The 25,185-nt window shown below is 64.9% G+C and carries 24 protein-coding genes; 19 read left to right on the forward strand and 5 right to left on the reverse strand.

All coding sequences use genetic code 11. The features are described 5' to 3' along the window. The first annotated feature begins 103 nt into the window (after positions 1 to 103). A complete protein-coding gene (locus A5732_RS18845; RefSeq protein ID WP_076103045.1) occupies positions 104 to 1,378 on the forward strand; it encodes an amidohydrolase family protein in 1,275 nt (424 codons plus the stop codon). Here A5732_RS18845 and A5732_RS18850 read toward each other — a convergent pair. Beyond that, the gene (locus tag A5732_RS18850; protein WP_076102980.1) at positions 1,375 to 2,262 is read right to left on the reverse strand and encodes a helix-turn-helix domain-containing protein; all 888 of its coding nucleotides are present in this window, start codon (positions 2,260 to 2,262) and stop codon (positions 1,375 to 1,377) included. The two genes, A5732_RS18845 and A5732_RS18850, sit on opposite strands and share 4 nt — an antisense overlap. A gap of 65 nt (positions 2,263 to 2,327) precedes the next feature. Between A5732_RS18850 and A5732_RS18855 the strand changes: the two genes are divergently transcribed. The 5 genes from A5732_RS18855 (at position 2,328) to A5732_RS18875 (ending at position 8,007) form a co-directional block, all read left to right on the forward strand. Then, a complete protein-coding gene (locus tag A5732_RS18855; protein WP_076103044.1) occupies positions 2,328 to 3,266 on the forward strand; it encodes an SDR family NAD(P)-dependent oxidoreductase in 939 nt (312 codons plus the stop codon). After that, the gene (locus A5732_RS18860) at positions 3,263 to 4,066 is read left to right on the forward strand and encodes an acetoacetate decarboxylase family protein (protein WP_076102981.1); all 804 of its coding nucleotides are present in this window, start codon (positions 3,263 to 3,265) and stop codon (positions 4,064 to 4,066) included. The genes A5732_RS18855 and A5732_RS18860 overlap by 4 nt, the downstream gene beginning before the upstream one ends. Before the next feature lie 4 nt (positions 4,067 to 4,070). Further along, complete coding sequence (locus A5732_RS18865; protein WP_076102982.1) at positions 4,071 to 5,285, forward strand: amidohydrolase family protein; 1,215 nt, start codon at positions 4,071 to 4,073, stop codon at positions 5,283 to 5,285. Between the two features lie 13 nt (positions 5,286 to 5,298). Continuing rightward, positions 5,299 to 6,567, forward strand: a complete 1,269-nt coding sequence (locus A5732_RS18870; protein WP_076102983.1) for an amidohydrolase family protein — start codon at positions 5,299 to 5,301, stop codon at positions 6,565 to 6,567. Between the two features lie 261 nt (positions 6,568 to 6,828). Continuing rightward, a complete protein-coding gene (locus A5732_RS18875; protein WP_076102984.1) occupies positions 6,829 to 8,007 on the forward strand; it encodes an acyl-CoA dehydrogenase family protein in 1,179 nt (392 codons plus the stop codon). A 31-nt stretch (positions 8,008 to 8,038) separates the two neighbouring features. Here A5732_RS18875 and A5732_RS18880 read toward each other — a convergent pair whose 3' ends face one another. Further along, complete coding sequence (locus tag A5732_RS18880; RefSeq protein ID WP_076103046.1) at positions 8,039 to 8,854, reverse strand: SDR family NAD(P)-dependent oxidoreductase; 816 nt, start codon at positions 8,852 to 8,854, stop codon at positions 8,039 to 8,041. Between A5732_RS18880 and A5732_RS18885 the strand changes: the two genes are divergently transcribed. After that, positions 8,853 to 9,530, forward strand: a complete 678-nt coding sequence (locus tag A5732_RS18885) for a carboxymuconolactone decarboxylase family protein (protein WP_171975049.1) — start codon at positions 8,853 to 8,855, stop codon at positions 9,528 to 9,530. The genes A5732_RS18880 and A5732_RS18885 overlap by 2 nt on opposite strands. 7 nt (positions 9,531 to 9,537) lie before the next feature. Here the strand turns inward: A5732_RS18885 and A5732_RS18890 are convergent, their stop codons facing one another. Continuing rightward, on the reverse strand, positions 9,538 to 10,725 hold the full coding sequence (locus A5732_RS18890) for a cytochrome P450 (protein WP_076103047.1): 1,188 nt from the start codon (positions 10,723 to 10,725) through the stop codon (positions 9,538 to 9,540). Between the two features lie 156 nt (positions 10,726 to 10,881). Between A5732_RS18890 and A5732_RS18895 the strand changes: the two genes are divergently transcribed. From A5732_RS18895 to A5732_RS18935, 9 genes are all read left to right on the forward strand, one after another. Beyond that, positions 10,882 to 11,652, forward strand: a complete 771-nt coding sequence (locus A5732_RS18895) for an SDR family NAD(P)-dependent oxidoreductase (RefSeq protein WP_076102986.1) — start codon at positions 10,882 to 10,884, stop codon at positions 11,650 to 11,652. Positions 11,653 to 11,727: 75 nt separating this feature from the next. Continuing rightward, positions 11,728 to 12,471, forward strand: a complete 744-nt coding sequence (locus tag A5732_RS18900; RefSeq protein WP_076102987.1) for an SDR family oxidoreductase — start codon at positions 11,728 to 11,730, stop codon at positions 12,469 to 12,471. A gap of 51 nt (positions 12,472 to 12,522) precedes the next feature. Beyond that, the gene (locus tag A5732_RS18905; protein WP_076102988.1) at positions 12,523 to 12,762 is read left to right on the forward strand and encodes a ferredoxin; all 240 of its coding nucleotides are present in this window, start codon (positions 12,523 to 12,525) and stop codon (positions 12,760 to 12,762) included. Next, positions 12,759 to 14,126, forward strand: coding sequence for a cytochrome P450 (locus A5732_RS18910; protein ID WP_076102989.1), 1,368 nt, complete (start codon positions 12,759 to 12,761; stop codon positions 14,124 to 14,126). Before A5732_RS18905 ends, A5732_RS18910 begins: the two co-directional genes overlap by 4 nt. A gap of 12 nt (positions 14,127 to 14,138) precedes the next feature. Continuing rightward, positions 14,139 to 15,002, forward strand: a complete 864-nt coding sequence (locus A5732_RS18915) for an SDR family NAD(P)-dependent oxidoreductase (RefSeq protein WP_076102990.1) — start codon at positions 14,139 to 14,141, stop codon at positions 15,000 to 15,002. Positions 15,003 to 15,020: 18 nt separating this feature from the next. Then, on the forward strand, positions 15,021 to 16,214 hold the full coding sequence (locus A5732_RS18920) for a sulfotransferase family protein (protein ID WP_081396056.1): 1,194 nt from the start codon (positions 15,021 to 15,023) through the stop codon (positions 16,212 to 16,214). A gap of 14 nt (positions 16,215 to 16,228) precedes the next feature. Further along, positions 16,229 to 16,984 carry an SDR family NAD(P)-dependent oxidoreductase gene (locus tag A5732_RS18925; RefSeq protein WP_076103048.1) on the forward strand — a complete coding sequence of 252 codons (756 nt, stop codon included), beginning with the start codon at positions 16,229 to 16,231 and terminating at the stop codon, positions 16,982 to 16,984. Continuing rightward, the gene (locus A5732_RS18930; RefSeq protein ID WP_076103049.1) at positions 16,981 to 18,027 is read left to right on the forward strand and encodes a hypothetical protein; all 1,047 of its coding nucleotides are present in this window, start codon (positions 16,981 to 16,983) and stop codon (positions 18,025 to 18,027) included. The genes A5732_RS18925 and A5732_RS18930 overlap by 4 nt, the downstream gene beginning before the upstream one ends. Positions 18,028 to 18,097: 70 nt before the next feature. Next, positions 18,098 to 19,474, forward strand: coding sequence for an NtaA/DmoA family FMN-dependent monooxygenase (locus tag A5732_RS18935; protein ID WP_076102992.1), 1,377 nt, complete (start codon positions 18,098 to 18,100; stop codon positions 19,472 to 19,474). A gap of 41 nt (positions 19,475 to 19,515) precedes the next feature. Here A5732_RS18935 and A5732_RS18940 read toward each other — a convergent pair whose 3' ends face one another. Continuing rightward, entirely contained in the window at positions 19,516 to 20,163 is a 648-nt protein-coding gene (locus A5732_RS18940; RefSeq protein WP_076103050.1) for a TetR/AcrR family transcriptional regulator, read from the reverse strand. A 118-nt stretch (positions 20,164 to 20,281) separates the two neighbouring features. Here A5732_RS18940 and A5732_RS18945 point away from each other — a divergent pair, with 118 nt between their 5' ends. After that, a complete protein-coding gene (locus A5732_RS18945) occupies positions 20,282 to 20,845 on the forward strand; it encodes a nuclear transport factor 2 family protein (protein ID WP_076051878.1) in 564 nt (187 codons plus the stop codon). A 47-nt stretch (positions 20,846 to 20,892) separates the two neighbouring features. Here A5732_RS18945 and A5732_RS18950 read toward each other — a convergent pair whose 3' ends face one another. Beyond that, a complete protein-coding gene (locus A5732_RS18950) occupies positions 20,893 to 21,564 on the reverse strand; it encodes a TetR/AcrR family transcriptional regulator (protein ID WP_076051879.1) in 672 nt (223 codons plus the stop codon). A 233-nt stretch (positions 21,565 to 21,797) separates the two neighbouring features. Here A5732_RS18950 and A5732_RS18955 point away from each other — a divergent pair, with 233 nt between their 5' ends. Both A5732_RS18955 and A5732_RS18960 read left to right on the forward strand, forming a co-directional pair. After that, the gene (locus A5732_RS18955) at positions 21,798 to 22,223 is read left to right on the forward strand and encodes an MmpS family transport accessory protein (RefSeq protein ID WP_076051880.1); all 426 of its coding nucleotides are present in this window, start codon (positions 21,798 to 21,800) and stop codon (positions 22,221 to 22,223) included. Next, a complete protein-coding gene (locus A5732_RS18960) occupies positions 22,220 to 25,123 on the forward strand; it encodes an RND family transporter (RefSeq protein ID WP_076102993.1) in 2,904 nt (967 codons plus the stop codon). Before A5732_RS18955 ends, A5732_RS18960 begins: the two co-directional genes overlap by 4 nt. Positions 25,124 to 25,185: the final 62 nt, after the last annotated feature.

Here is a 25,185-nt window from a genome sequence, read left to right on the forward strand (position 1 = left end):
CGATGACGCCGCACGAAATCCTCGGGCCAGCTGTGGGTCTCACGAACCCCTTCGCGAGTCGATCGGTTTCTTCTATACTCGGCATACTCTCGTGGAGGATGCGATGGCTACAATCTGGGACACGCTCGATCGCTATGTCGTCATCTCGACGGACACCCACGCCGGGGCGGATCTTTACGGCTACAAGCCGTATCTGCCGGCGCGGCTGCACGAGGAGTTCGATGCGTGGGCCAAGGCCTACGCCAGCCCGTTCGACGATCTGATCGTCGCCACCGCCAATCGGAACTGGGACCACGACCTCCGCATCTCGGAGATGGATGCCGACGGGGTGGCCGCCGAGGTGCTGCTGCCCAACACCGTTCCGCCGTTCTTCCCGAGCACCCCGAACATCACCATCAGCCTGCCCCGCACCCGAGCGGACTTCGAGAAGCGTTGGGCCGGTGTGCAGGCCCACAACCGCTGGCAGCTCGACTTCTGTTCGCTGGCCCCGGCCCGGCGCCGTGGGTTGATTCAGATCTTCCCCAACGACATCGAGCTGGCGCTGGAAGAAATCCGCTGGGGCGCTGAGCAGGATTGCTTTGGTGGCGTGCTGATCCCGGCGGTCTCGCCCGGCGACCCGCACGTGGCCCCGCTTTTTCACACCCGCTATGAACCGATCTGGGCGCTGTGCGCGGACCTGGACCTGACGGTGGTGCAGCACGCGGGTGCCGGCAGTCCCGAGATGCCGATGGACCAGCCGGCGTCCAACGCGGTGTTGATCACCGAGATGGCGATCTGGGCCCAGCGCACCCTCGGTCACCTGATCCTGGCCGGGGTTTTCGAGCGCTATCCGACCTTGCGATTCGTGCCGACCGAGCAGGGCACGCTGTGGGTGCCCGGGCAGATCGGCATCCTCGACGCCATGGTGCCCACCATGAAGTCCGACGCCGGCAACCGCACCTATGGGATGTTCGGCGGATCCTCCGTCGACGCGCTGACCCTGACTCCGAGCGAATACGTGCAGCGGAACTGCTATTTGGCCAGTGAGCTGATGCCGTTCGACGGCGCGATGATCGACTTCATGGGCCCCGATCACATCATGTGGGGTAGCGACTATCCCCACGAGGAAGGCTTTGCACCCCACTCCAAGTTGGCCATTCGCTGGGCCCTGCACGACAGGCCGCAGGACGCGTGCCGAAAGATCTTGGGCGGCAACGCCGGTCGCCTCTACCGATTCGATCTTGACGCATTGGTGCCCGTGGCCGCCAAGATCGGCCCCACTGTCGACGAGGTGCACACTCCGTTGGAGGACACGGGCTATCGCGCCCCGGCCGCTTTCGGCTACCGACCGTTCGAGGGAGGGCTGGCCCTCAAGCGGCTGGCTCCGGAACGACGCTAACCGGACTCTTCGGTCAACGCGGCGCTGAGTCGCCTTGTCGCAGCAGCGAGTTGGGCTCCCAGGCGGGTGACCGCCGCGCCGCTCATCGGCTCGGCGCTGGGGACCAGGCTGAGCATCAGCGCGATGCGCGACCCGCGTTCCAGGATCGGCGAGTCGATGTGGCTCACCTCGTAGGTGCGGTCCGGGTCCAAGTCGACCGGGAACCACTCCTCCTGGTGGATGAGTTCGTCGGTCAGCTCCTGCGCCAGCCGGCTCAGCCGGGTGGAACGCACCTCGGCACTGCGCACGATTTGCGCCAGTTCTCGCAGGCGCAGATCGGGCAGGATGTGCAGACCGACGGCGTAGCCGCGCTGCTGGGCGGAGGTGATGGCGTGGCGGTAGCGATCGCGCACGTCTTCGGGCAGCGCGGCCAGCCAACCCTCCCGGGCGTCCGGCCCGGCCCAGGCGACGGTCGACGCCCCATACGGAGGGCGGTGCGGGAACTGGGTGCCGATGGGCATCGGGTGACCGCCGCCGTGCGGAATTCGCACCTGATCGACGACGGTGGAGTAGTCGTCGCTCACCGAGAACGCAACGCAGTGGGCGCCCGTCGCGGCCGACAGCTCGGCCATCGCGGAGCGGGCCAACACCAGGGCCGGATAACGGGCCGACGCCTCTCGGCCCAGGCGGACCAGGGCGGGACCGAGGTGATACGTCTTGCGAACGGGGTCGCGCAGCAGCCAGCCGGCGCGGAGCAATTCGGAGAGCATCGAATGGCAGCTGGCCTTGTGCACGCTCAACTGGCGTGACACCTCGGCCAACGTCATGCCCCGGCTGGTGTCACCTGCCAGCTGCTCGAACAGGTTCACCACCCGCTCGGTCTGCGGGGAGGGGCGTGGAGCCATATCCGCAATAGTCGCATAATGCGACTGCTTGCGGTGCTATGCGCGACCATGTGACGATGCTCACGATGACGGACCTTCGGGGCAAGGTGGCGGTCGTAACCGGCGGGGCCGGGGGCATCGGCCGGGCAATCGGGCGTCGTTTCGGCCAAGAGGGCATGAAGGTGGTGCTGGCCGACGTCCTCGCCGAACCGCTGGACAGGGCGACCCGGGAACTCGCCGACGAGGGCATCGAGGTGGCCGGGGTGGTCACCGACGTCACCGACTATTCGTCGGTCGAGTCGCTGGCCAAGGAGGCGCTCTCTCGCTTTGGCGCGGTGCACGTCGTGTGCAACAACGCCGGCACCGGCGCGGTCTCCGAGGGGTACATGTGGGAACACGACCTGGCCGACTGGCGGTGGGGGATCGACGTCAATGTGCTGGGCGTCATCCACGGCATCAAGGCCTTCGTGCCCATCCTGCTCGAGCAGGGCGAAGGACACGTCGTCAACACCTGTTCGGGCAACGGCGGATTCGCGCCGATCGCCCGAGGCGCCATGGGCGGACCGGCCACCGCGGTCTACCCGATGACCAAGGCCGCGGTGCTCTGCCTGACCGAGAGCCTCTACACGCACCTGGAGATGACCGGGACGCGCGTTCGGGCGCACGTTCTTTTTCCCGGCGGCTTTTTGAACACCGGCATCTGGGAGTCGTGGCGGCACCGGCCGCAGCGCTACGCCGCGACCCAGGAACGTCGCACACCCGACCAGACGCTGGCCAAGGTCGTGGCCCGCTTCGAGGCCGCCGGTGCGCATGTCGAATTCACCCCGCTCGAGACCGTCGCCGACCAGGTGATGGACGGGATTCAGGCGGACCGCTTCTGGATGATGGGTCCGCCCACCCCGGCCGATGAGGTCGTGAGCAGCAAGGCGGCATCGATCCTGAACCGCGGCGCGCCCGATTACCTGGTCGACGTCCTCGGCCGACATGCCGGAAGCGACTCAGAAACGGAAGGAGAAAAGCGGTGAGCAGCACAGCAATTCGCTATGGTCCCCGCCCACCCGAGGCGCAGGTCGACCACGAGATCGATGCCACCAAGGCGCCCATCGCCACCGAAGCGGTGACCGTCACCTACCTCACCGATCCCGAGATCGTCGCGGCCGTGCTACCGAAACCGCTGGAGCCGGCGGCCGAACCACTGGTGCGAATCCAGTTGCAACGGGTCCGGATAGAGGGCATGGCGCCCTTCGGGTCGGCGGTGTTTTCGGTGACCGCACGGCACGGCGAACGCGAGGGCGACTACCCCCTGTTCATGCCCCAGTCCACCGAGCAGTCCGTCACCGGCGGCCGCGAAACATTCGGCGAACCAAAGAAATTGGCCCACATCGAGGTGGACCGCGACACGGACCGCATCACCGCCACTGTTGACCGGCTAGGCTATCAGCTCATCAAAGTGAGCGGTCAAGTCGACGGTCCGGCGGAGTTGCCGCCCGACCAGATGAACACCGAGTTCTACTTCAAGTTCCTGCGTGCGCCCGATGGCGGCGGCATCACCGACCCCCACCTGGTCTACGGCGAGTATCACCGGCATTACGAGCTGTTGGAGAACCTCGACGGAACCCTCGAGTTGGGGGAGTCGCCGTTGGATCCGGTGGCCGACATCGTCGTTCGCCAAATCCGGTCGATCACCTGGTGTCGCCGGCGCACCATCCAGGTGGGGCGGATCGCGGCGCGGGTGCCGCAGGAATGGCTGCTGCCTTACGTGCACCAGCGCTACGACGACGTGGCCCTGCTCGCGGCCCCTCGGCCCGAGCCGGCGCGGGCATAGCGCAATGGACCGGTACACGGTCATTTCGGCCGACTGCCACGCCGGCGCCGACCTGCTCGGCTACCGCGAGTACCTCGATTCGCAGTACCGGGACGAATTCGACGGCTGGGCAAAGACATTCGTCAACCCGTTCGGTGACCTCACCGAGCCCGAGGCGGAGCGCAACTGGAACAGTGATCGGCGCAACTCCGATCTGGATCGTGAAGGCACCGCGGGGGAGGTCATCTTCCCCAATACCGTGCCGCCGTTCTTTCCTCAGGCCAGCCTGGCCGCGCCCCCGCCGGAGACCGCCCGGGAACTCGAGCTGCGCTGGGCCGGGCTTCGGGCGCACAATCGCTGGCTGTCCGACTTCTGCTCGTTGTCGCCCGAGCGGCGCGCCGGGGTGGGCCAGATCCTGCTGTCAGACCTCGACGAAGCCGTGACCGAGGTGGCACAGATCGCCAAGCTGGGGTTGCGCGGCGGTGTGCTGCTGCCCGGGGTCGCCCCCGGCACCGGCATTCCCCCGCTCTACGCCGAGCACTGGGAGCCGCTCTGGGTGGCGTGCGACGAGGCGGGCCTGGTGGTCAACCATCACGGCGGCAACGCCGGACCGACCCCGACGGACGGGTGGGGCAGTTCGTTCGCGGTGTGGGTGTACGAGACACACTGGTGGGCGCATCGGGCGTTGTGGCACTTGATCTTCAGTGGTGTGCTGGATCGCCATCCGGACCTCACCGTGGTGTTCACCGAGCAGGGCGCCGGGTGGATACCGGCGACCCTGGACTCGCTCGACGTCGCGGCGGTCCGGTACGGGCGAGCGAATTCGGCGATCGCGCGGTTCGCGGGGCCCACCGCCGGCTCGCTCACTCTGAAGCCCAGCGAGTACTGGTCGCGTCAGTGCTACGTCGGTGCCAGCTTCATGCGACCCGTGGAATGCGCCGAGCGCCACGGAATCGGCATCGATCGAATCATGTGGGGAAGCGACTACCCGCATTACGAGGGGACCGCCCCCTACACGCGAGAAGCGTTGCGCCACACCTTCAGTGACGTCCCGGCGGAAGAGGTGGCGGCGATGGTGGGCGGCAATGCTGCGGCTGTGTACGGCTTCGACCTCGACGCCCTCGCACCCCTGGTCGACCGAATCGGCCCGACTGTGGCCGAGGTTGCCGAACCGCTGGCGGCGGTCCCCGCCGACGCGCGCAGCACCGTCTTCGAACCCGACCCCATCCGTACCTGGTAGCGAAAGGTCCACCGTGAACCCCTACATCATCATCTCCGCGGACACCCACGCCGAGCTTCCGACCGAGCGGTACCGCGAATACGTCGACCCCGAATATCGGGAGGACTTCGAGGTCTACCTGGCCGAGAAGACGGCCGCGGCACAGGCGGGCGGGTTCATCGACGAGGAGTTCGCCGAGCAGTGGTTCTCCGAGCATGGTGACGGCATCGCCGGCGGATGGGATGTTGGCCTGCGGGACAAGGAATTAGACGGCGACGGGGTCGTCGGCGAGGTCATCTTCCCCGACGCCGACGCCGTCACCGGGGTCGCCGGGGCACCGTTCGGGGCCGGCCTGGGCCAGTCGGGCGACCTCGACCCCGGGCGCGCGATGGCCGGCGCGCGGGCCCACAACCGCTGGTTGGCCGAACTGTGCAGCCACAACCCCGAGCGACGGGCCGGGGTCGCGGTCGTGCCGATACTGGCGGACATCGACGCGGCGGTCGCCGAGATCACGCGGGCGGCCGAGTCCGGACTGCGGGGCGGGATCCTGATTCCGGCGCGCTGGGTCGGTTACCCGCCCTACCACGACCGTCGTTACGACAAGGTCTGGGCCGCGTGCCAAGACCTGCAGATGCCGGTTCATACCCACTCCGGTCCGGCCCCTCAGGAGGAGTACGGAGGACACCTGGGTATCTATGTCACCGAGGTGCGCTGGTGGGGCGCCCGGCCCCTGTGGTTCGCGTTGTGGTCGGGCGTGTTCGAGCGCTTCCCCGGGCTGCGATGGGGGGTCACCGAGTGCGGTGCCTTTTGGGCCAATGATCTTCTCTGGCTTATGGATACGCGGTATCTGCGTGAACACTCGGCCAAGAAGATGAGTCACATGATGGAGGGTGACCTGACGATGCCGCCCTCGGCCTACTTCGACCGGAATTGTTTCATCGGGGCGACCACCACGGAGCGCAGGGAGCTGGCGCGGCGCTACGAGATCGGCGTCGCTAATCTGCTGTGGGGCAATGACTTTCCTCATCCGGAGGGGACCTGGCCGCACACCCGCGACTGGCTACGCCGCTCGTTCTGGGACATCCCGGTCGAGGAGACGCGGCAGATGCTGGGCCTGGCGGCGGCCGAGATCTACAACTTCGATCTGAATGCCCTCGCCGGGCTGGCCGACCGCATCGGCCCGACCCCCGAGGACCTGGGCCAGGACGACGCGGTGAGCATCCCCAAGTGGGAGGCGGCCCGTCGGGCCGGACGTCACTGGCTGACGGACGCGGAGCCCATCCCCGACCTCGTCGAGAACTGAGCGGGAGGACCAGGGCGCGGACGTGACACGCGCGCACGGCGGACAGGCCATGAGGTGACTCCCAGATGCGCTAGCGCGGACGCTAGCGCGGACGCTAGCGCTTTCGAGATTCACCTAGTGGGTTGGTCACCCGGGCCGCGGCGCCGGGAACGCTGCCGCGGGCTGGCGGCTGACGACAGCAGCCGACCCATGGTTCAATGCATCCGTGCTATACAGGCGTACAGTGTGTTGCGGCCCAGTCGATGACCACGAGGAGGCGGTGTGCGGCTGCACTTCGATGCCGATGTCGAGGCCTTTCGGGCCGAATTCGTCGACTTCCTGACCCAACGTCTGCCTAGCGAGGCCGAAGCCGAAACGCAGCGCTCCCGCTCCAGTGCCGACGTTCCGCCGTGGGCCCGCCGGTGGCAGCGCCTGCTGTTCGACAACGGGTGGCTGCAACCGGGTTATCCACCGGCCTTCGGTGGTCGCAATGCGACGGTCATCGAGCAGTACGTGTATTTCCAGGAATTATCGCGGCGGCGAATCTATCAAACGTTCAACCCGCAGGGTGTCGGGATCATTGCGGCGTCGCTGATCCAGCACGGCACCCCCGAACAGCATCGACGTTGGGCGGTGCCCATACTGCGGGCCGAAATCGTCGCGGCACTGGGAATGAGCGAGCCGGGAGCCGGCTCGGATCTCGCGTCGCTGCGCACCCGAGCGGTGCGCGAGGGGGACCACTTCGTGGTCAACGGGCAGAAGGTGTGGACCTCGGGAGCGCACGACGCCGACGTTCTGTTCACCTTGGTCCGCACCGACTCTTTTGCGCCCAAGCACAAGGGAATCAGCGTCCTGCTGATTCCGACCGACACCCCTGGGGTTACCCGGCGTCCGTTCCCCTCGGCTTGCGGGCTCGACGACGTCGACTTCAACGAGGTCTTCTTCTCCGATGCTCGGGTGCCGGCCGAGAATTTGGTGGGCAACATCAACGAGGGCTGGAAGGTCGCCAATTCCTCGCTCGGTCATGAACGAACCTTGTTGTGGCTCAGCTACGTCGACCGACTACAGGAGTTTCTCGATGACTGGATGCCGGGCAGCGCGGTGGAACGGGACGCCTACGCCACACTCGCCATGGACACCTGGTCGCTGCGCTTGCTCGGTTCCGCGGAACTGGCCCGCGCCGATGGCGGCACCAGCGACCCGGCGTCGATGTCGGTTCTCAAATTGCTTGGTTCAGAGTCTATTCAGACCGCAGCGCACACTGCGCTCGCGACCGCCGGTGTCGAAGGCCTACGCCGTTCGGGCCAAACAAGCCCGTTTTCGCCCTACCACCTGGAGGCCTACACCAGTACATGGTTCGACCGGTATCTGCGCAGCTTCGGTGCCACCATCGCCGGCGGTACCTCCGAGATTCAACGCAACATCATCGCCCAGCGCGTACTCGGATTGCCGCGGGGCTAAAACCATTCACTCCACCGAATGCCCTACGCGCTCAGCCGAACTGTGTGATCCCGCCATCGACGACGAGTGACTGCGCGGTGATGTATGCGGACTCCGGGCCCAGCATGAAGACCGTCGCGTAAGCGATGTCCCATGCACTGGCCTGGCGACCGAGCGGCCAACGGATCTTCGTCCGCCCCGTCACGGTGCTGTCGCCGACGCGACCAAGCGGGGTGTCGACCGGACCGGGGATGACGTAGTTCGCCCGGATGCGGCGGGGCGCTCCTTCGAGGGCCACGTGGCGAGTGAGCCCGAATAGGGCCGCCTTGGTGGAGTCGTAGGCGGGAAATCGCGTGCCTGCCTTCAGTCCTGCCGCCGACCCGATGAACACGAATGCCGCGTCGTGATCGAGCAGGGGCATCGCGGCTCGGGCTATCAAGAAGTGCGACCGCACATTTACTGCGAAGATGTCGTCCCACAGTTCGGGTGTCGTGCCCTCCAGCCCCTTGCCTGCTCCATATCCGACATTGGCTACCACGCCATCAATGCCTGCGAGCTTCTCGTTTGCTTCTTCGACGAGTCGCTCGCATGCGTCGGCATCGCGAACGTCGGCGACCACAGTTGCCGCCGGGCCGTTGCCCTCCTGTTCGATGAGATCGGCCGTGTGAGCGGCCGCGTCCTCGTCGACGTCCACGCACGCGACGCGCGCGCCTTCTCGCGCACACAGCACGGCGATGGCCCGGCCGTTGCCGACGGTGACCTCTGGGTCCGGCGATGGACGTGTTCCCGCGCCGACCACGATGATGCGCCGGCCTTGGAGTCGACCGCGCCCGGGCGCCGTGCCGGCTGATTCGGGAGCAAGGGTCATGATGCCGAACGTAGCACCGATGCTGTACATCTGTACAGTCGAAGGCATGACTGCGGATGATTGCACCGGCGGCGCGCCTCGCTTGGCGCCCCTTCCGAACGACCAGTGGGGTGCCGAGCACGTGGAGGCATTGCGCGATGCCTTTCCAGACAAGGCCGTTGCGGCGTTTCAGCAGCCGGGCCAGGCGCCCAATGTGCTGGCGACGATGCTGCACAACCCTGCACTGGCCGGTCCGTTCAACCGGTTCGGTAACGTGCTGTTGCAACACCCCGCGACCGGTCACCGCGCGCGCGAGTTGATGCTGCTGCGGGTCGCGTGGCGCACGCGCGCCCGGTACGAGTGGGTGCACCACGTCCGGCTTGCGGAGCGTTACGGACTGACAAAAGACGACGTCGCCGCGATTGCGGTGGGTTTCTCTGAATCGTGGGCGCCCTTGGAGCGCGACCTGGTTGCCGCCACCGACGAACTGCTGGACCACTACCGCATCGAGGCGGATACCTGGAACCGCCTCGCCGAAGCGCTCGATGAGCGCCAGCTCGTCGAATTGCCGCTCATTGTCGGCACCTACGCGTGCCTGGCCATGGCGTTCAACAGCTGGGGTCTGCAAGTCGAGGACGGCGTCGATACGAGCGGCGTGCCGGCGCTGCCGACGTCGGTCTTCACACCCTTGTCGTGAATCGCTGTCAGGCGATGATCGCCGGCATGCTGTCCCAGCCGCGCACGGTCGACGTACGCGAGCGTCGCGCGCCGGCCATGTCGATGTCCCACTCCGGCCACCGCTTGAGCACCTCTTCGAGGGCTACCCGGCCCTCCAAGCGGGCCAGCGGAGAACCGACGCAGAAGTGCGCTCCACGACCGAAGGTGAGGTGACCGCCGGGCTTGCGGTGGATGTCGAACTCGTCGGGATTGTCGAAGTGCCGTTCGTCGCGGTTGGCCGAGGCCAGCATCAGTAACAGCGCGCTGCCCGCCGGAACAACCTGGCCCTGAAAGGTCACGTCGTCGGTGGCGACGTAGCGTGCCACGTGCGGGCCTGGTGGTTCGTAGCGCAGCAGTTCTTCGATGGCCGTGGGAATCAACCCGTGGTCCTGGACCAACTCCTTGCGCTGATCGGGATGTTCGGCCAATACCTTGCCCATCCAGCCGAACAGGCGACCGGTCGTTTCGACACCCGCGCCGGCGACAACGGCCAGGAACACGATGAGTTCCTGCTTGGTCAGTTTGCGTGTCGTTCCGTTCTCGTCTTCGAACTCGACGTTGAGCAGTTCGGTGATCAGATCGTCCGACGGATTCTTCTCACGCCACTCGACGTACTCGCCGAACATCTCACCGGTGAAGTAATGATCCTTCTTGATTTCCATGGGCTGGCCCGGCTTGTTGCGGAGCACCTGGGTGGCGTGTGCGCGTACCGCGGGCTGTTCGGCGTCCGGAATCCCGGCCAGCATGCCGATGGTGCGCATGGGAAGTTCGGCGCCAAGGTCTTGCACAAAATCAAAGTGACCCCCACCAACGAGCGGGTCCAGGCAGGCGACACAGAAGTTGCGGACTTTGTCCTCGATCGCGCGCATCTTCTTTGGGGTGAAGGCGCGCGAGACGATGGCGCGATGAATCGTGTGCAGCGGTGGATCCTCGTTGATGAAGATGCCCGGCGGCATCACGGGATCAGCCATGACGACTTCCAAGATGTCGCCCTTGGCCGAGCTGAGCCGCGCCGTGTCCTTGAGCGCGGAATCGACATCGGCGTAGCGGCTCACGCCCCAGAAGTCATGCCGATCGTTGTAGTAGACCGGGCACTCGTCTCGAAGGCGGCGGTAGGTGGGGTAGGGATCGAGGTCGATGTCGAAGTCCCATGGGTCGTAGTACAGATCGCTCAACGTCGGCTCCTCGGGGGTCATTCGGCAATCCGCGCACCAGGCGTATGCTGTACGACCGTACAGTAGTCGGTGTCCGCCAGGCAACACGCCTGCTATACGATCGTATAACTGACCGCCGACCGCTTGGCTCGGCTGTAAGCGAACTTGAGGAGCGCTATGAGCAGTCGATTCTCACTCGATGGACGCGTTGCCGTCATTACCGGCGGCGGCACGGGTATCGGCCGCGGCACGGCTTTGGTGCTGGCCGAGCACGGGGCCGACGTCGTGCTGGCCGGCCGCCGCCCCGACCCACTCGAGTCCACCGCCAAAGAGATCATGGCGCTGGGGCGACGCGCCGTCGCTGTGTCGACGGACGTCACGACGGCCGAGGCCTGCCGCGAGCTGGTGGACACCACCATGGCCGAGTTCGGCCGACTCGACGTGCTGGTGAATTGTGCCGGCGGGGCCGAGACCAAGTCGATCCTCAAATGGCCCGACGACGACTTCGAGAACGTCCTCGCCTTGAACTTCAAGGCCGTATGGCATCTTTCGAAGGCGGCGGCGAAGCCGATGATGGATCAGGGCAAGGGCGCGATAGTCAACATCTCCTCGGGCGCAAGCCTTCTGGCGATGCCGCAAGCGGCGCCGTACGGCGCCGCCAAGGCCGCGGTGAACAACCTGACCGGGTCGATGGCGGCGGCATGGGCGAAGAAGGGGATCCGCGTCAACGCGATCGCCGTCGGCGCTGTTCGGGCCGCCACCTTGACCGACGACGCGGCGCGATACGGGTTGGATCCGGAGGCCATCGCGTTGAGCAACGGCCTCGGTCGGCTCGGTGAGCCGGACGAGATCGGTTACGGCGTGCTGTTCTTCGCCTCCGACGCGTCGAGCTTCTGCTCGGGTCAGACCCTCTACATGCACGGCGCGCCCGGACCCGCCGGCGTCTGACAGCCTTGTGTTCAGTAGACCGCGTGCGCTATACACTCGTACAGCGATGGTGACGTATTCGAGGGATGGTGCGATGTGAGCCGAGTAGCGGTCGTGACCGGCGGGGGGTCGGGCCTGGGACAGGCGATCAGCATGAAACTCGCCGCCGACGGTCACCGGGTGGCAGTCATGGACGTCAACGTCGAAAAGGCAGACATCGTGGCCGCCGAGGCGCGGGCCGCCGGTGGCATTGCGCTTTCCGTCGGCGTTGATGTGTCCGATGAAAACGCGGTGGCATCGGCTTTCGGCGTGGTCCGCAATTCCCTTGGTCCGGCAGGGATTTTGGTGACCAGCGCGGCTATTGCCGGCTTCACGCGATTCGACAAGATCACCCTCACGGAGTGGAACCGATACCTCGCCGTCAATCTCACGGGTACCTTCTTGTGCGTCAGGGCCGTGTTGTCCGACATGGTCGCGGCCGGATGGGGCCGCATCGTCACCATCTCGTCGGCGGCCGGCCAGCGGGGCGCGCCGGCGCAGGGCCACTACTCGGCCACCAAGGGTGGCGTGATCGCGATGACGAAGACCCTCGCCCTGGACTATGGGGCCAAGGGCATCACGGCGAATACGGTTCCGCCGTTCGTCATCGATTCGCCGATGCTGCGTGAACAACAGCGTGAAGGCAAGTTGCCGCCGGCCGAGCAACTCGCCAAGGCGATTCCCGCCCGGCGCCTGGGTGCGGGCGAGGACGTCGCCGCCGTGTGCTCCTTCTTGTGTTCGGAGGCCGCGGGTTACGTCAACGGACAGGTCATCGGTGTCAATGGCGGCGCGGTCATCTGATTCGCCGAATCCGATAAATCTGCGCGACAACGGAATACGTGGAGGAATGACGTGAGAGTAAGGGTGGACGGATCCCGCTGCCAGGGCCACACACTGTGCGCGATGATCGCGCCGAATTCCTTTGAGCTCGATGATGTCGATGGGCACGCCCACGCCGCGACCGAGGTCGTCGCCGGCGAGAATTACGACGCGGTCGTAGAGGCGGCCCGGTCGTGCCCCGAACAGGCCATCGAGGTCGTCGTGGATCCGCAGGGTCGCGCCCGCCCGGAGCGAAACGGCGCGGTGCTGTGATCGCCGACCACGACGACTCCGGCGTCGCGTCATCGACCGCGCGATATCACTTCGACCGGCATGCCGCTGACTACCGGGGCAAGTTCCTCGACATCACCCACGAGATGCATCGCAGCTGCCCCATCGCGTGGACGGATACCTACGACGGTCACTGGGTGGCGGCGGGCAGCGATGAGGTGTTTGAGCTCGCCCGTTGTCCGCACGTGTCCAACGACCACGACGTCAACCATGAGCGGCGCGGCTATAAGGGCATCTCCATCCCGTTGATGGTGGAGGCCGAGAATTTCCGCGGTGGAATGCTCGAAATGGACGATCCCGAACACCGTTACTACCGGACGGCGCTCAACCCGTATCTCTCACCCGCCGCGGTGAAGCGCTGGGAGCCTTTCGTCGATGAGATCGTGCGTGCCTGCATCGACGACCACATCGAGTCGGGCAGTATCGATTTCGTCGATGACCTCGCCAATGTGGTGCCCGCAATACTGACGCTGGCCATGCTCGGTGTGCCGCTCGACAAGTGGGTCATGTACAACGAGCCGGCCCACGCGTCGATCTATACCCCGCCCGATTCACCCGACGCGGCGCGCGTGAGGGAGCAGTACATGGAGATGGGGATGGACCTGTTCGCCAACCTCGTGGAGATCCGCGAGCACCCCCGGCCCGGGATCATCGATGCATTGGCGAAGCTGCGCATCGATGGGCAGGCGCCGCCCGACATCGAGCTGATCGGCATGCTGAACCTGTTGATCGGCGGGGGATTCGACACCACCACCGCGCTCACCGCGCACGCGTTGGAATGGTTGTCGCACCATCCCGAGGAGCGTGCGCGGCTGAGCCGCCACCGTCAAACCCTGTTGAATCCGGCGACCGAGGAATTCCTGCGGTACTTCACTCCGGCGCCGGGCGACGGCCGGACGGTCGCCCAGGACATGGAACTCGGCGGCATTGCTTTCAAGGAAGGTGACCGCTTGTGGCTGTCGTGGGCGATGGCCAACCGCGATCCGGCGTTGTTCGACCAGCCCGATGCCGTCATGCTCGATCGGAAAGGTAACCGCCACTTCAGCTTTGGCCTGGGCGTGCACCGATGCATAGGGTCCAATGTCGCCCGGACGGTATTCAAGTCGATGCTGACCGCAGTCCTCGACCGGCTGCCGGATTACGGATGCGTGGCCGAGGGGACTGCGCACTACGACAGTATCGGCGTGATCCAGGGAATGAAGCATCTGCCGGCTACGTTCACCCCCGGCCGCCGCCGCGGGCCTGGAGTGTCCGAGACGGTGCGGCGGCTGCAACGCGTGTGTGACGAACAGGGTTTGGCGCGGCCGATCACCGAGCTGAAGGAGTCCGCGCAGATCGCGGACTGATAGGAGGAAACGATGACCGAACCCCGCACCGTGGCATTGGTGACGGGAGCAAGCCGTGGCGCGGGCGCAGGTATTGCCCGGGCATTGGGGAGCCACGGCTGCACCGTCTACGTCACCGGCCGCACTCGCAGTGGCGACGGATCCTCGCAGAACGGCACCATTGACGAGACGGCCGCGCAGGTGAACGCCGCCGGTGGACGCGGTATCGCGGTACGGGTTGATCATGGCAACGACAACGACGTCAAGGCGCTCTTCGACCGGATTCGTGACGAGCAGGGCCGCCTGGACATCCTGGTGAACAACGCCGCCATTATCCGTGACGAGATGATGGGTCGGACTAAGTTCTGGGAGGAACCACTCAACGTCGTCGACAACTTGGACGTCGGCGTCCGCAGCAGCTATGTGGCCACGGTTTACGCTGCCCCACTGATGATTCCGCAACGCAAGGGGCTTGTCGCCTTTTCCTCGTCATCGGGGTCGGTCCATTACGCGTTCGGGCCCGCCTACGGCGTGCCGAAGGCCGCCACCGACAAGATGGCCGCCGACATGGCTTTCGACTTCCGCGAGTTCGGCATCGCCGCAGTGTCGATCTGGATGGGCTCGCTACTGACCGATCGAGTTAGGAAAATTATCGCGAGCAAGCCGGAGAAGTTCGGACACATCCTCGAAACAGCCGAAACGCCGGAACTGACCGGCCACGTCGTCTGGGCACTGCACAAGGACCCCGAGCTGATGACGCTCAGTGGTCAGACGCTGATCGGCGCGGAGCTGGCAGCAAAGTACGGCATCGAAGACGAGAACGGCCGGCAGCCGCCGTCCTATCGCGACATGTTCGACGTCCACCCGAGCCGGCAATACCCACACGTTATGCGGTGACAAACGGAAAGGCTTGACGTGCAATCCTATCGGACTGCCAGCGCGCAGGCGTTGAGCGCTGAGCGATTGATCGACGCTGCAACCGACGCCACCGGCCTGGACGACTTCGGTCCCGACGGTTGGCGCGAGGGACTCGATCGGCTGGTAGACGCTCTCGTGGTGGAGGCCGCACTCAACGACGCCGGAGTAGCTGCGGCGTGCAAGGAGCTGAAGTACTTGCTCATCGCCCGATTGGGTGTCGTCGCACACCGTAACGCTCATTCCGGCATCGCGGAGGTCGACGTCCTCCCGCCGGTGGTGATCATCGGTCAGGCCCGCACGGGCACCACCATCCTGCACGACCTGCTGGCCCAAGACCCGGTCGCACGCGTACCGCTTACCTGGGAGGTGGAGCGGCCGTGCCCACCGCCCGAGGCGGCCAGCTATACGACCGATCCGCGGATCGACGCCGTCAACGCCCGGATCGCCGCGGTGGGTGCCGCGCTGCCCGGGCTCTTCGGAATGCATCCGATGGGGGCGCAGTTGGGTCAGGAATGTGTATGCATCACGGCCTCTGACTTCCGGAGCATCCTGTTCGCCACCGAATACCGCATTCCCTCCTATGCGCGATGGCTCTTCGGCGAAGCCGACCACGCTGCCGTCTATGGATGGCACCGGATCTTTCTGCAGCACTTGCAATCTCGCCATCCCACCGACCGATGGGTGCTCAAGTCACCCGGTCACATCTGGACGCTGAACGACATGACCACGGCCTACCCCGGCGCGCTGCTCGTGCAGACGCACCGCGATCCGCTGCGCATCATCGCCTCGGTGACGTCGATGTACACCACGTTGCGGGGCGTCACCAGCGATTCGGTCGATGCGCGGGAGATCGCCTCGGAATGGGGCGAGTACATCCTCGACGGACTCGACCGGTCGGTGACGGCGCGCATCGACGGAACCGTGGAGTCTGCGAACGTGATTGACGTCAACTTCCGTGATTTCGCGGATGACCAGGTGGGAACGGTCGAAAAGGTATACGACCGCTTCGGATTTCCACTCACCGATGACGTTCGGGGACGGGTGGCCGACTTCCTGGCCAACCATCGCCAAGACCAGCACGGCGGACACCGCTATACGTTCGCGGCCACGGGTCTGGACGCGGGGGAGTGGCGTGATCGGGCCCGCCGGTACCAGGAGTACTTCGACGTGCCATCGGAGAGGCTGGACTGATCGTGCCGAATGAGATGCTCTGTGACCGAGTGCTTTTCCTGGCCGGCGCCGGCCCCCAGATCGGCGCCGCGACGGCCCACATCGCCGCCAGGGAAGGTGCGCGCGTCGCGCTGGCCGCGCGTCGCCTGGACGTTGCCGAAGAGATCGCGACTTCTGTGCGGGCGGCGGGCGGTCAGGCCATCGCCATGCGGTGCGACGTCACCTCCGACGAGGACATCCAGAGCGCCCTTACCGCCACCAGGTCCGAGTTCGGCGTCATCGACCGCGTGTTCTTCAACGCCGCCTACTACGACAACCGCCAGGCATCCATCGACGTCGACGATGATGCATGGGACACCTCAATCGACGTCAACCTCAATGCGGCCGTACGGATCGCGCGTCGCACGGTGCCGGAAATGATCGAGCACGGGGGCGGGTCGTTCGTGTTCACCTCGTCGGCGGCGTCCCTCGTGGCTGGTGACACGCGCTTCGGATACCAGGTCTCGAAGGCAGGCTTGAACGCCGTCACCCGGTTCATCGCGGGAAAATATGGTAGGCAAGGCATTCGAGCCAACGCCGTGCTCCCGTTCGTGCTGGAGGGCCCCTTCGGTCAGGCCGCCGCGTCGCTGAATTGCCTCGGCCGATCACCGACCGCCGAGGAGATCGGTGAGGCGGTGCTCTTCCTGCTGTCGGACCGCGCGGCGGCGATCACCGGTCAGCTCATCCACCTCGACGGCGGCCTGTTCGTGCGCGCCCCATGGCCGACCCCGGCATCCAAGCCCCGCGCGTGAGCGCCGACCTCAGCGGCGGCCTTGATGCGGCCCGCGAACACTTTCTGATCAGCCCGCCCGACCCCGAGATGCGGGACTCGGCCAGCTTCTGGGCCTACGACGACGCGGGCTTCGTCGGATTTCCCCGCATCGGTGTCGAGGCGGTCGGCTCGAAGTGGACCGAACACCAGTACCAGGTGAACGTCGCCTTCGCCGACGGTCGGGTGCTGCGCATTCGGGAAGCTGGCCCACGGCACTCACCGATCGGATTTGACGGCAACGCGTCTGTGCTCGGTGCCGGACCGCTCGAATTCCGTTGTGTGCGACCATTCGAGCTGTCGACGGCATCGTTCGACGGCATCGCGCTGCAGACCACGACCGACGCGCTGCTGCGAGGCGAACGCGGGGGTGATCCGACAAGACTCGAGTTTCACATCGAGGCCACGATGGCCGCGCCTCCGTGGGTCAATGGTTCGCTGTCGCAGGAGGCCGCGCGTCACCTGAGGTCGTCGGTGGAAGGTGCGTTCATGGGAGGTGCGCGATTCGAGCAGCTGTTCCGCGCTGCCGGCGCCCTGCGCGTCGGAAACGAGGAATATCGGTTCACCGGAAGTGGTACTCGTGTGCGTCGTCAGGGTGCGCGTGACATGGCGGGCTTCTGGGGCCATTGTCAGCAATCGGCAACCTTCCCGAGCGGCAGAGGGTTCGGTTACATCGCCTACCGTCCGCGCCCCGACGGCGTCGGATCCTACAACGAGGGTTACGTCTTCACCGGTGACGGAGAGCTGATTCCCGCCCGGGTGGTGCATGCTCCGTGGTTGTCGACCCCACCGCGCATCGGGGATGACGTCTCGCTGGTACTCGAATCCTCGTTGGGCACCGTGGAAGTGGAGGGAGTGACCACCGTGTCGGTGCTCAACCTGGGAGATCCGCAGTCCGACAACGCCCTGGCCGCGTTGCATCAAGCGGGCGTCCGCTATCGGTGGGACGGGGAAACCGCTTCGGGAGCTTTGGAACGGTCGACCCCGCCACGAGAGATCGTCGGTCTCGCCGAGCCCGCCCGTTGATTCGCAACGGAACACACCAATCAAGTGCTATACAACCGTATAGTAAATCACACCATCGATAAGGGGCACCATGTCCAAGCGGTTGATCTTCACGCTGCTCTTGATGGACTCGATCGGTCACAACTTCCACGGCATCTGGCGACACCCGCGCGCCCGCAACCGCGAATTCAAGGGATTCGACCTGTGGGTCGACCTCGCGAAGAAGGCGGAACGGGCCAAGGTCGACGCCTTCTTCTTCACCGACGTCGTCGGCGTCCAAGGCGAATACAACGGATCACGCGACGTGATCTTCGAGATGGCCATGAACGTGCCCATCGGTGACTGCACCATGGTTATCCCGGCAATGGCAAACCAGACAACCGATCTCGGCTTCCTCTACACCAGTTCGGTGATCCAGCACCATCCGTTCGTCTTCGCGCGTGCCGTGTCCACGCTCGACAATTTGAGCAACGGAAGGATCGGCTGGAACATCGTCACGTCGGCCAACGAGAAGGCCTTCCGCAACCTCGGGCTACCCGCGAGTCCGTCTCACGAGGAGCGCTACGCGTGGGCCGAAGAGTATGTCGATGTCACCTACAAGCTATGGGAAGGGTCCTGGGACGTCGACGCCATCGTCAACGATTCCGCCACCGGCATTTACGCCGACCCGGCGAAGGTGCACGACATCAACCACGTGGGCAAGCGTTACAGCGTCGAGGGATTCAACCTCATGGAGCCCTCGCCGCAACGCACCCCGGTGCTGGCGCAGGCGGGCGGCTCACCCGCGGGCCTGGATTTCGCCAGTGCCCATGCCGAACTCATGTTCCTTGCGGCTATGTCACTGGAAACCATTGCGCAGCAGGTCAATAACGTCCGCAGCCGCGCGCGCGAACGGGGTCGCCGCGACGGCGACATTCTCTTCCTGCAGGGCATGATGTTCATCACCGGGTCGACCGACGAAGAGGCCTACCGCAAGTGGGGAGAGCTCGAGGAGTTCCGGAGCCAGGAGGCCCAGACGGCCTACTTCTCCAGCCTGAGCGGCATGGACCTGGGTCGCTACGATCCGTCGACGCCGCTGCAGGACATCCTCGACGAGATCCCCGGCATCCGTGGAGCATTTCTTGCCGTCATCAACGCCTGGCCGGAAGGGTCGAAGCCCACCGTCAAGGACTTCCTGTCCTCGCTGTCGTTGCCGCAGATGGTCGTGGGGGCCCCGGAGACCATCGCCAAGCGGCTCACCGAATATCAGGGCGCCGGCGTCGACGGTGTGCAGGTGATGAATGCGTTGCTGCCGGAGAGCTACGAGGACTTTTTTGACCACCTCGTCCCCGTGCTGCAAGACAAGGGCCTGATGCAAAGGGAGTACCGGCCGGGCACCCTGCGCGAAAAGTTGTTCGGGAAGGCGGGCGCCGACATCAGCGAGCGCCATCCCGCCTACGGCTACCGCGGGATGTTCTGCGACCGATGATCCCGGGTCCGTTCCGTTGGGCGACAGCCCACGTGCCGCGGTCAGCGCTTGCGCGACGCGCGACGCTTGCTCGACGAGGTTCTGCGCTTCTTCGCTGCATTAGCGGGCTCCAACGTGTCGAGGTAGCGCTCGAACGCCTCGGTCACCTCGGCGTGCGCGGACTTCACGCCGATGCCCTCCTCGAGGTTGAGGAACTTCGGCAGGCCCGACATCAACAACTGCAGCGCCGGAAGGGACAGGTCACCGAAAAACCGCGCATCCTTGCCGTATTTCGCGACGAGCGCGTCCAGCTGCATCTTGCGAACGCTCTCGGTGACCGCGGCGATCTCCTTTCGAATCGACTTGCGGTGGTTGCCCAGCGCCATGAACTCGGTCATCAGCGCGCCGGTTGCCTCGTCCCAGCTGTACTCCCACACCGCACGAAGCGGGTCGCCGGCGCGACGCTCCAAAGTCTCTGCGAGGAAAGCGAGGTTGCGCTCCGAATAGCGCCGGATTGCAGCGACGAAGATGTCGTCGAGGCTGGGGAAGTAGTACTGCACGAGGCTGGGCGTGACGCCGGCCCTGGTGGCCAGGACTCGGTAGGTGACGCTCGCATACCCCTCCTCGAGCATCAACGTCTCGACGCAGTCGAGAAGGACGTCCCGCGTCTTGGACGTTTCAGCGCCTACGCGCCGCGACGACGCTGCCATGGTCACCTCGCTCATTCGGTTCGTTGTATTGTGACACCAGTCGCGCGCTATACAGTCGTATAGTAGTAGCGACTTACGATCGCGCAGTAGGAGCGCCGCGCACGAGAGGCAGGAAGACATGACCGTCGACACGAGCTTGGAGGCGTTGCACCGCGACGTGCGCTACCTCCTGGATCGCACCGAGATCCTGGACTGCATCGCGCGGCATGCACGTGGCTGCGATCGCCATGACGTCGACCTGATCACCGCGGCGTATCACAGGGACGGGGTCGACGAGCACGGTTACGCCACCAATGCAGGACCTGACTACGGTGCGTGGGCCAACGCGACCCACGCGGAGACGTCCCGCGTGCACACCCACAACATCACCACCCACACGTGCGAGGTCGACGGCGACACAGCGCACGCCGAAAGCTACGTCATCGTGGTGCTCATCGGCCCCGATGCCAAGAGCGCCCAGTTCATCACCGGCCGCTACATTGACCGGCTCGAGCGGCGGGATGGCCAGTGGCGCATCGCTATTCGTCGGTCGACGGTTGAGGGCATGTTCCTTGCCGATGCGAGAGTGTTGCAGTCCACGTTCTTCACCGAGAAGGGATATCTCGTGGGCACCCGAGACCGGGCCGACCTGTCCTACCAACGACCGCTGACGATCGAGGCGCCCGCACCTGCCCGGTGGTAGTCGGAAGCGCGGATCGAGCGCACAAGGGAAGGCTGAGTGGCGCTTCTTCAACGCCTTCGGGGCGATGGCTCGGCAGGGCACTGCAGGCTGCAAGTTTGCATTACTGCATCAAGCTGCTCGTCGTCGAGTGCGTCTACCGGTAGCGGTGTCTGGTCGCTGCGATGACGCAGGCCTTCGAGGACGATCGCCACGTACCGGCGCCATAGCTCGGCATCGACATGCCCCGCGTATTCACTCACGGTTCCGGCCAGCAGTCCGAAGATAGGCATGTCGCTCGGCGACACCCCCGGGCGCAAATGACCGTCTTTTTCGGCACGTTCGACCAGCTCGGTCAACCTCGGCACCAGCCGGGCTTTGGCGGCGTCTACTCGATTGCCTCCGTAGGCGTTACTGAAAGCGATCTCCCGCATTCCTCGGTCGGCCGCCGTCAGCCCGCACATTTGCTCGACGAACCACACGAAGCCTTGCCATGAGTCACGCTGGCGCAGCGCTGTTTCCGCCAGGGCGGTGAGTTCGTCGATGCCGCCCTCAAAGATCGCTTCGAGCAGGTCCTGCTTGGTGGGGAAACGCCGGTAGACGGTCCCCACTCCCACGCCCGCATGGTGAGCGACGTCGTTGAGTGTGGCCTCCAGACCTCGTGAAGCGAACAGTTCGCGCGCGGCATCGATCACCCGCTGCCGGTTGCGCTGAGCGTCTCTCCGGAGCCGGCGGCCTGTCATCTCACAAGCGCTCACCGGAGAAGTGTAACCGTGGCTACATTTTCCCTAAGTGGATTGACTCTATCCACTTACTTCTTTAGGTTGTCTAGCTAGACGTTCATCGGTCGCCGGTTCTCCGGGGTGGCCTCGAGTCGCTGAAAGGCCCTCACCTTGATTGCCGATCTGGATACCGCCCACGAGTCCGACTCGGCGGGCAACCCGAATACCGGACGCTGCAACGTTGGGCGAGCGCGATGAAGGGCCTGCTCGGACGCGTGTGGTTGCCGATGCTGGTCGTGGTAGCCGTCGCGGTCGGCGGCGCCACCGTCATGCAATTGCATGGAGTCTTCGGCTCCAACGCCGTCTTGGTGACGTCGAACAGCTCCGACAGTGCGGAATCCTTCAACCCCAAGGTCGTCACCTATGAAGTATTCGGCTCTGCTACCACGGCGGTCATCAATTACCTGGACCTTGACGCCAGGCCTCAGCGAGCCGTAAACGTGCCTCTGCCATGGTCTTTGACGTTACGCACGACGGCACCCGCAGCCACGCCCAACATCTTCGCCCAAGGCGCGGGCCAAAGCATCACCTGCCGAATCACCGTCGATGACGTGGTAAAAGACCAGCGCACCGCCACCGGCGTCGACGCCGAGACCTATTGCCTGGTGAAGTCAGCATGAGCCTGCAAGTGACCGACGCCCCGACCGATGCCATTCCGGTGTCTCATCCAACGGCCAGCCGCCCGCGGATAGCGAGAGTGATCCGCGTATTTGCCGTGCCGATCATATTGGCCTGGGTGGCCGTTGTCGCTGTCCTCAATACCGTTGTGCCGCAGCTGGAAGAAGTAGGGAAGATGCGCGCGGTATCGATGAGTCCCAATGATGCGCCGTCGATGATCGCCACAAAGCGTGTCGGCAAGGTCTTCCAGGAGTTCTCCACGAGTAGCTCGGTGATGATCGTGCTCGAAGGCGATAAGGCGTTGGGCCCCGACGCGCACCACTTCTATGACCGCGTGGTGCAGCAACTGCGGGCCGACAGCAAGCACGTTCAGCACGTCCAAGACTTTTGGGGCGATTCGCTGACCGCGGCGGCCGCCCAAAGCGTCGACGGCAAGGCCGCCTACGTTCAGGTCTACATCGCCGGCGATCAGGGAGAGGCGCTGGCCAACGAATCCGTTGCGGCCGTGCGTGATATCGTCGCCCGGACGCCGGCGCCTGCGGGTCTCAAAGCGTATGTGACAGGGCCGGCGGCAACCAGCGCGGATCAAAACGCGACGGGCGACAAGAGCATGGAAGTCATCGAAATGCTCACTTTCGCCGTCATCATCGTGATGCTGCTGATCGTCTACCGGTCGTTCGTCACGGTGGGCATCGTGCTCGCGATGGTCGTGCTCGAATTGTCCGGGGCACGGGGGATAGTGGCATTCCTCGGCTACCACAATGCTTTTGGGTTGACGACGTTCGCTACCAACATGGTCGTGACGCTCGCCATTGCCGCGGCCACCGACTACGCCATCTTCTTGATCGGCCGATATCAGGAGGCCCGCAGGCTCGGTCAAGATCGAGAGTCGGCGTATTACACCATGTTCCACGGCACCGCACATGTCGTGCTGGCTTCGGGGCTGACCATCGCCGGAGCGGCCTTCTGCCTGCGCTTCACCCGGCTGCCGTACTTCCAGACCATGGGGATCCCGCTGGCGATCGGCATGGCGATTGTAGTTGCCGCGGCGCTGACCCTGGGCCCAGCGCTGATTGCGGTGATGAGCCGTTTCGGCAAGGTGCTGGAGCCGAAAAGGTGGACGCAGCCCCGGGGTTGGCGCCGCATCGGCACCGCCACCGTCCGGTGGCCGGGCGCGATTCTCATCTGCGCGATCCTGTTGGCCCTGGTGGGCCTATTGACCCTGCCGGGCTACTACACCACCTACAACGACCGCATCTACCTACCCGCTGATGTCCCGGCCAACGTCGGGTACGCGGCGGCCGATCGGCATTTCTCCCAGGCCAAGATGAATCCAGATCTGCTGATGGTCGAAACCGACCACGATCTGCGAAACCCGGCCAATTTCTTGGTGATCGACAAGATTGCGAAAGCTCTCGCCCGAGTGCACGGCATCGCCCAGGTGCAGACCATCACCCGGCCAGAAGGACGGCCGATCCAGCACACCACGATCCCGTTCACGATCAGCATGAACAGCACCGGCCAGATCATGACCAACGACTACACCCAGAAGACGTTGAGCAACACGCTGCAACAGGCCGCCGACATGCAGGTCACCATCGACTCGATGGAGATTATGCAGAGCCTGACCAAGGAGATGGCGGCCATCACCCACAGCATGGCCACCAAGATGACCAAAACGAGCTCCGATGTGCAGGAGCTGCGCGACCATATGGCCGATTTCGATGACTTCTTCCGGCCGCTACGCAGCTACTTCTACTGGGAAAAACACTGCTTCGATATCCCGGTCTGCTGGGCGATGCGGTCGGTGTTCGACGCTCTTGACGGCATCGGCACCATGAGTGACGACCTTTCCGACCTGGTACCGGACATCGAGCGGCTCGATGCGGTGATGCCGCGGATGGTCGCACTGATGCCGCCGATGATCCAGTCGATGAAAAACCAGAAACAAATGATGCTCGACCAGTATCAGGTCCAGAAAGCGCAGCAAGACCAAACCATGGCCATGCAGCAGAACGCCACGGCCATGGGCGAGGCGTTCGATGCGGCCAAGAACGATGACTCGTTCTACCTGCCGCCGGAAGCCTTCGACAACGCCGACTTCAAACGTGGTATCAAGCTGTTCCTGTCACCTGACGGGCATGCCGTACGCTTCACCATTGTTCACCAGGGCAACCCGTTGACCGAGGAAGGCACTTCGCGCGTCGAGCCGCTCAAAACCGCTGCCGCAGACGCGATTAAGGGAACCCCGCTCGAGGGATCGACGATCTACCTTGGCGGCAGTGCGGCGATGTACAAAGACCTCCAACAAGGCGCCGACTACGACTTGCTGATCGTCGCGGTCGCTGCGCTGATCCTGATCTTCGTCATCATGGTGGTGCTGATTCGGGCCGTGGTTGCCGCGGCCGTCATCGTAGGGACGGTGGTGCTGAGCCTGGCCGCCTCTTTCGGGCTCTCGGTTCTGCTGTGGCAGCACATGATTGGGGTTCCGTTGCATTGGATGGTGTTACCGATGTCGGTCATCGTCTTGCTTGCGGTCGGGTCGGACTACAACCTGCTGCTGGTCTCGCGAATGAAAGAAGAGATTCATGCCGGCCTGAACACCGGCGTCATTCGCGCCATGGTCGGCACCGGATCGGTCGTCACCTCGGCCGGCCTCGTTTTCGCCTTCACCATGATGTCGATGGCGTCGAGCAAGTTGATCGTGATCGGCCAGGTGGGTACCACAATCGGTTTGGGCCTGTTGTTCGACACCTTGGTGGTGCGTTCATTGATGACACCCTCGGTGTCGACTCTGCTCGGACGCTGGTTCTGGTGGCCGCAGCGAGTCCGTCCGCGACCAGTTCCACAGCCTTGGCCGCGGCCGGCGCGCCACCGGACAGACCCAGTGTCAGTGTCGTAGCCCGCGCGGCGAGATGCCCGGACCGAGCGAGCAACACATCCGGCCCAGCGGAACCGCGGGAT

This window comes from Mycobacterium colombiense (genome assembly GCF_001953985.1).
GTDB classification, from domain to species: Bacteria; Actinomycetota; Actinomycetes; order Mycobacteriales; family Mycobacteriaceae; genus Mycobacterium; species Mycobacterium colombiense_B.

What these genes read in the sequence shown, in the direction of transcription:
- A5732_RS18845 (WP_076103045.1), top strand. Translation starts at nt 104, where the DNA reads ATGGCTACAATCTGGGACACGCTCGATCGCTATGTCGTCATCTCGACG.
- A5732_RS18850 (WP_076102980.1), bottom strand. Translation starts at nt 2,262, where the DNA reads ATGGCTCCACGCCCCTCCCCGCAGACCGAGCGGGTGGTGAACCTGTTC.
- A5732_RS18855 (WP_076103044.1), top strand. Translation starts at nt 2,328, where the DNA reads ATGACGGACCTTCGGGGCAAGGTGGCGGTCGTAACCGGCGGGGCCGGG.
- A5732_RS18865 (WP_076102982.1), top strand. Translation starts at nt 4,071, where the DNA reads ATGGACCGGTACACGGTCATTTCGGCCGACTGCCACGCCGGCGCCGAC.
- A5732_RS18885 (WP_171975049.1), top strand. Translation starts at nt 8,853, where the DNA reads ATGATGCCGAACGTAGCACCGATGCTGTACATCTGTACAGTCGAAGGC.
- A5732_RS18880 (WP_076103046.1), bottom strand. Translation starts at nt 8,854, where the DNA reads ATGACCCTTGCTCCCGAATCAGCCGGCACGGCGCCCGGGCGCGGTCGA.
- A5732_RS18895 (WP_076102986.1), top strand. Translation starts at nt 10,882, where the DNA reads ATGAGCAGTCGATTCTCACTCGATGGACGCGTTGCCGTCATTACCGGC.
- A5732_RS18915 (WP_076102990.1), top strand. Translation starts at nt 14,139, where the DNA reads ATGACCGAACCCCGCACCGTGGCATTGGTGACGGGAGCAAGCCGTGGC.
- A5732_RS18925 (WP_076103048.1), top strand. Translation starts at nt 16,229, where the DNA reads ATGCTCTGTGACCGAGTGCTTTTCCTGGCCGGCGCCGGCCCCCAGATC.
- A5732_RS18935 (WP_076102992.1), top strand. Translation starts at nt 18,098, where the DNA reads ATGTCCAAGCGGTTGATCTTCACGCTGCTCTTGATGGACTCGATCGGT.
- A5732_RS18940 (WP_076103050.1), bottom strand. Translation starts at nt 20,163, where the DNA reads ATGGCAGCGTCGTCGCGGCGCGTAGGCGCTGAAACGTCCAAGACGCGG.
- A5732_RS18945 (WP_076051878.1), top strand. Translation starts at nt 20,282, where the DNA reads ATGACCGTCGACACGAGCTTGGAGGCGTTGCACCGCGACGTGCGCTAC.
- A5732_RS18950 (WP_076051879.1), bottom strand. Translation starts at nt 21,564, where the DNA reads ATGACAGGCCGCCGGCTCCGGAGAGACGCTCAGCGCAACCGGCAGCGG.
- A5732_RS18955 (WP_076051880.1), top strand. Translation starts at nt 21,798, where the DNA reads ATGAAGGGCCTGCTCGGACGCGTGTGGTTGCCGATGCTGGTCGTGGTA.
- A5732_RS18960 (WP_076102993.1), top strand. Translation starts at nt 22,220, where the DNA reads ATGAGCCTGCAAGTGACCGACGCCCCGACCGATGCCATTCCGGTGTCT.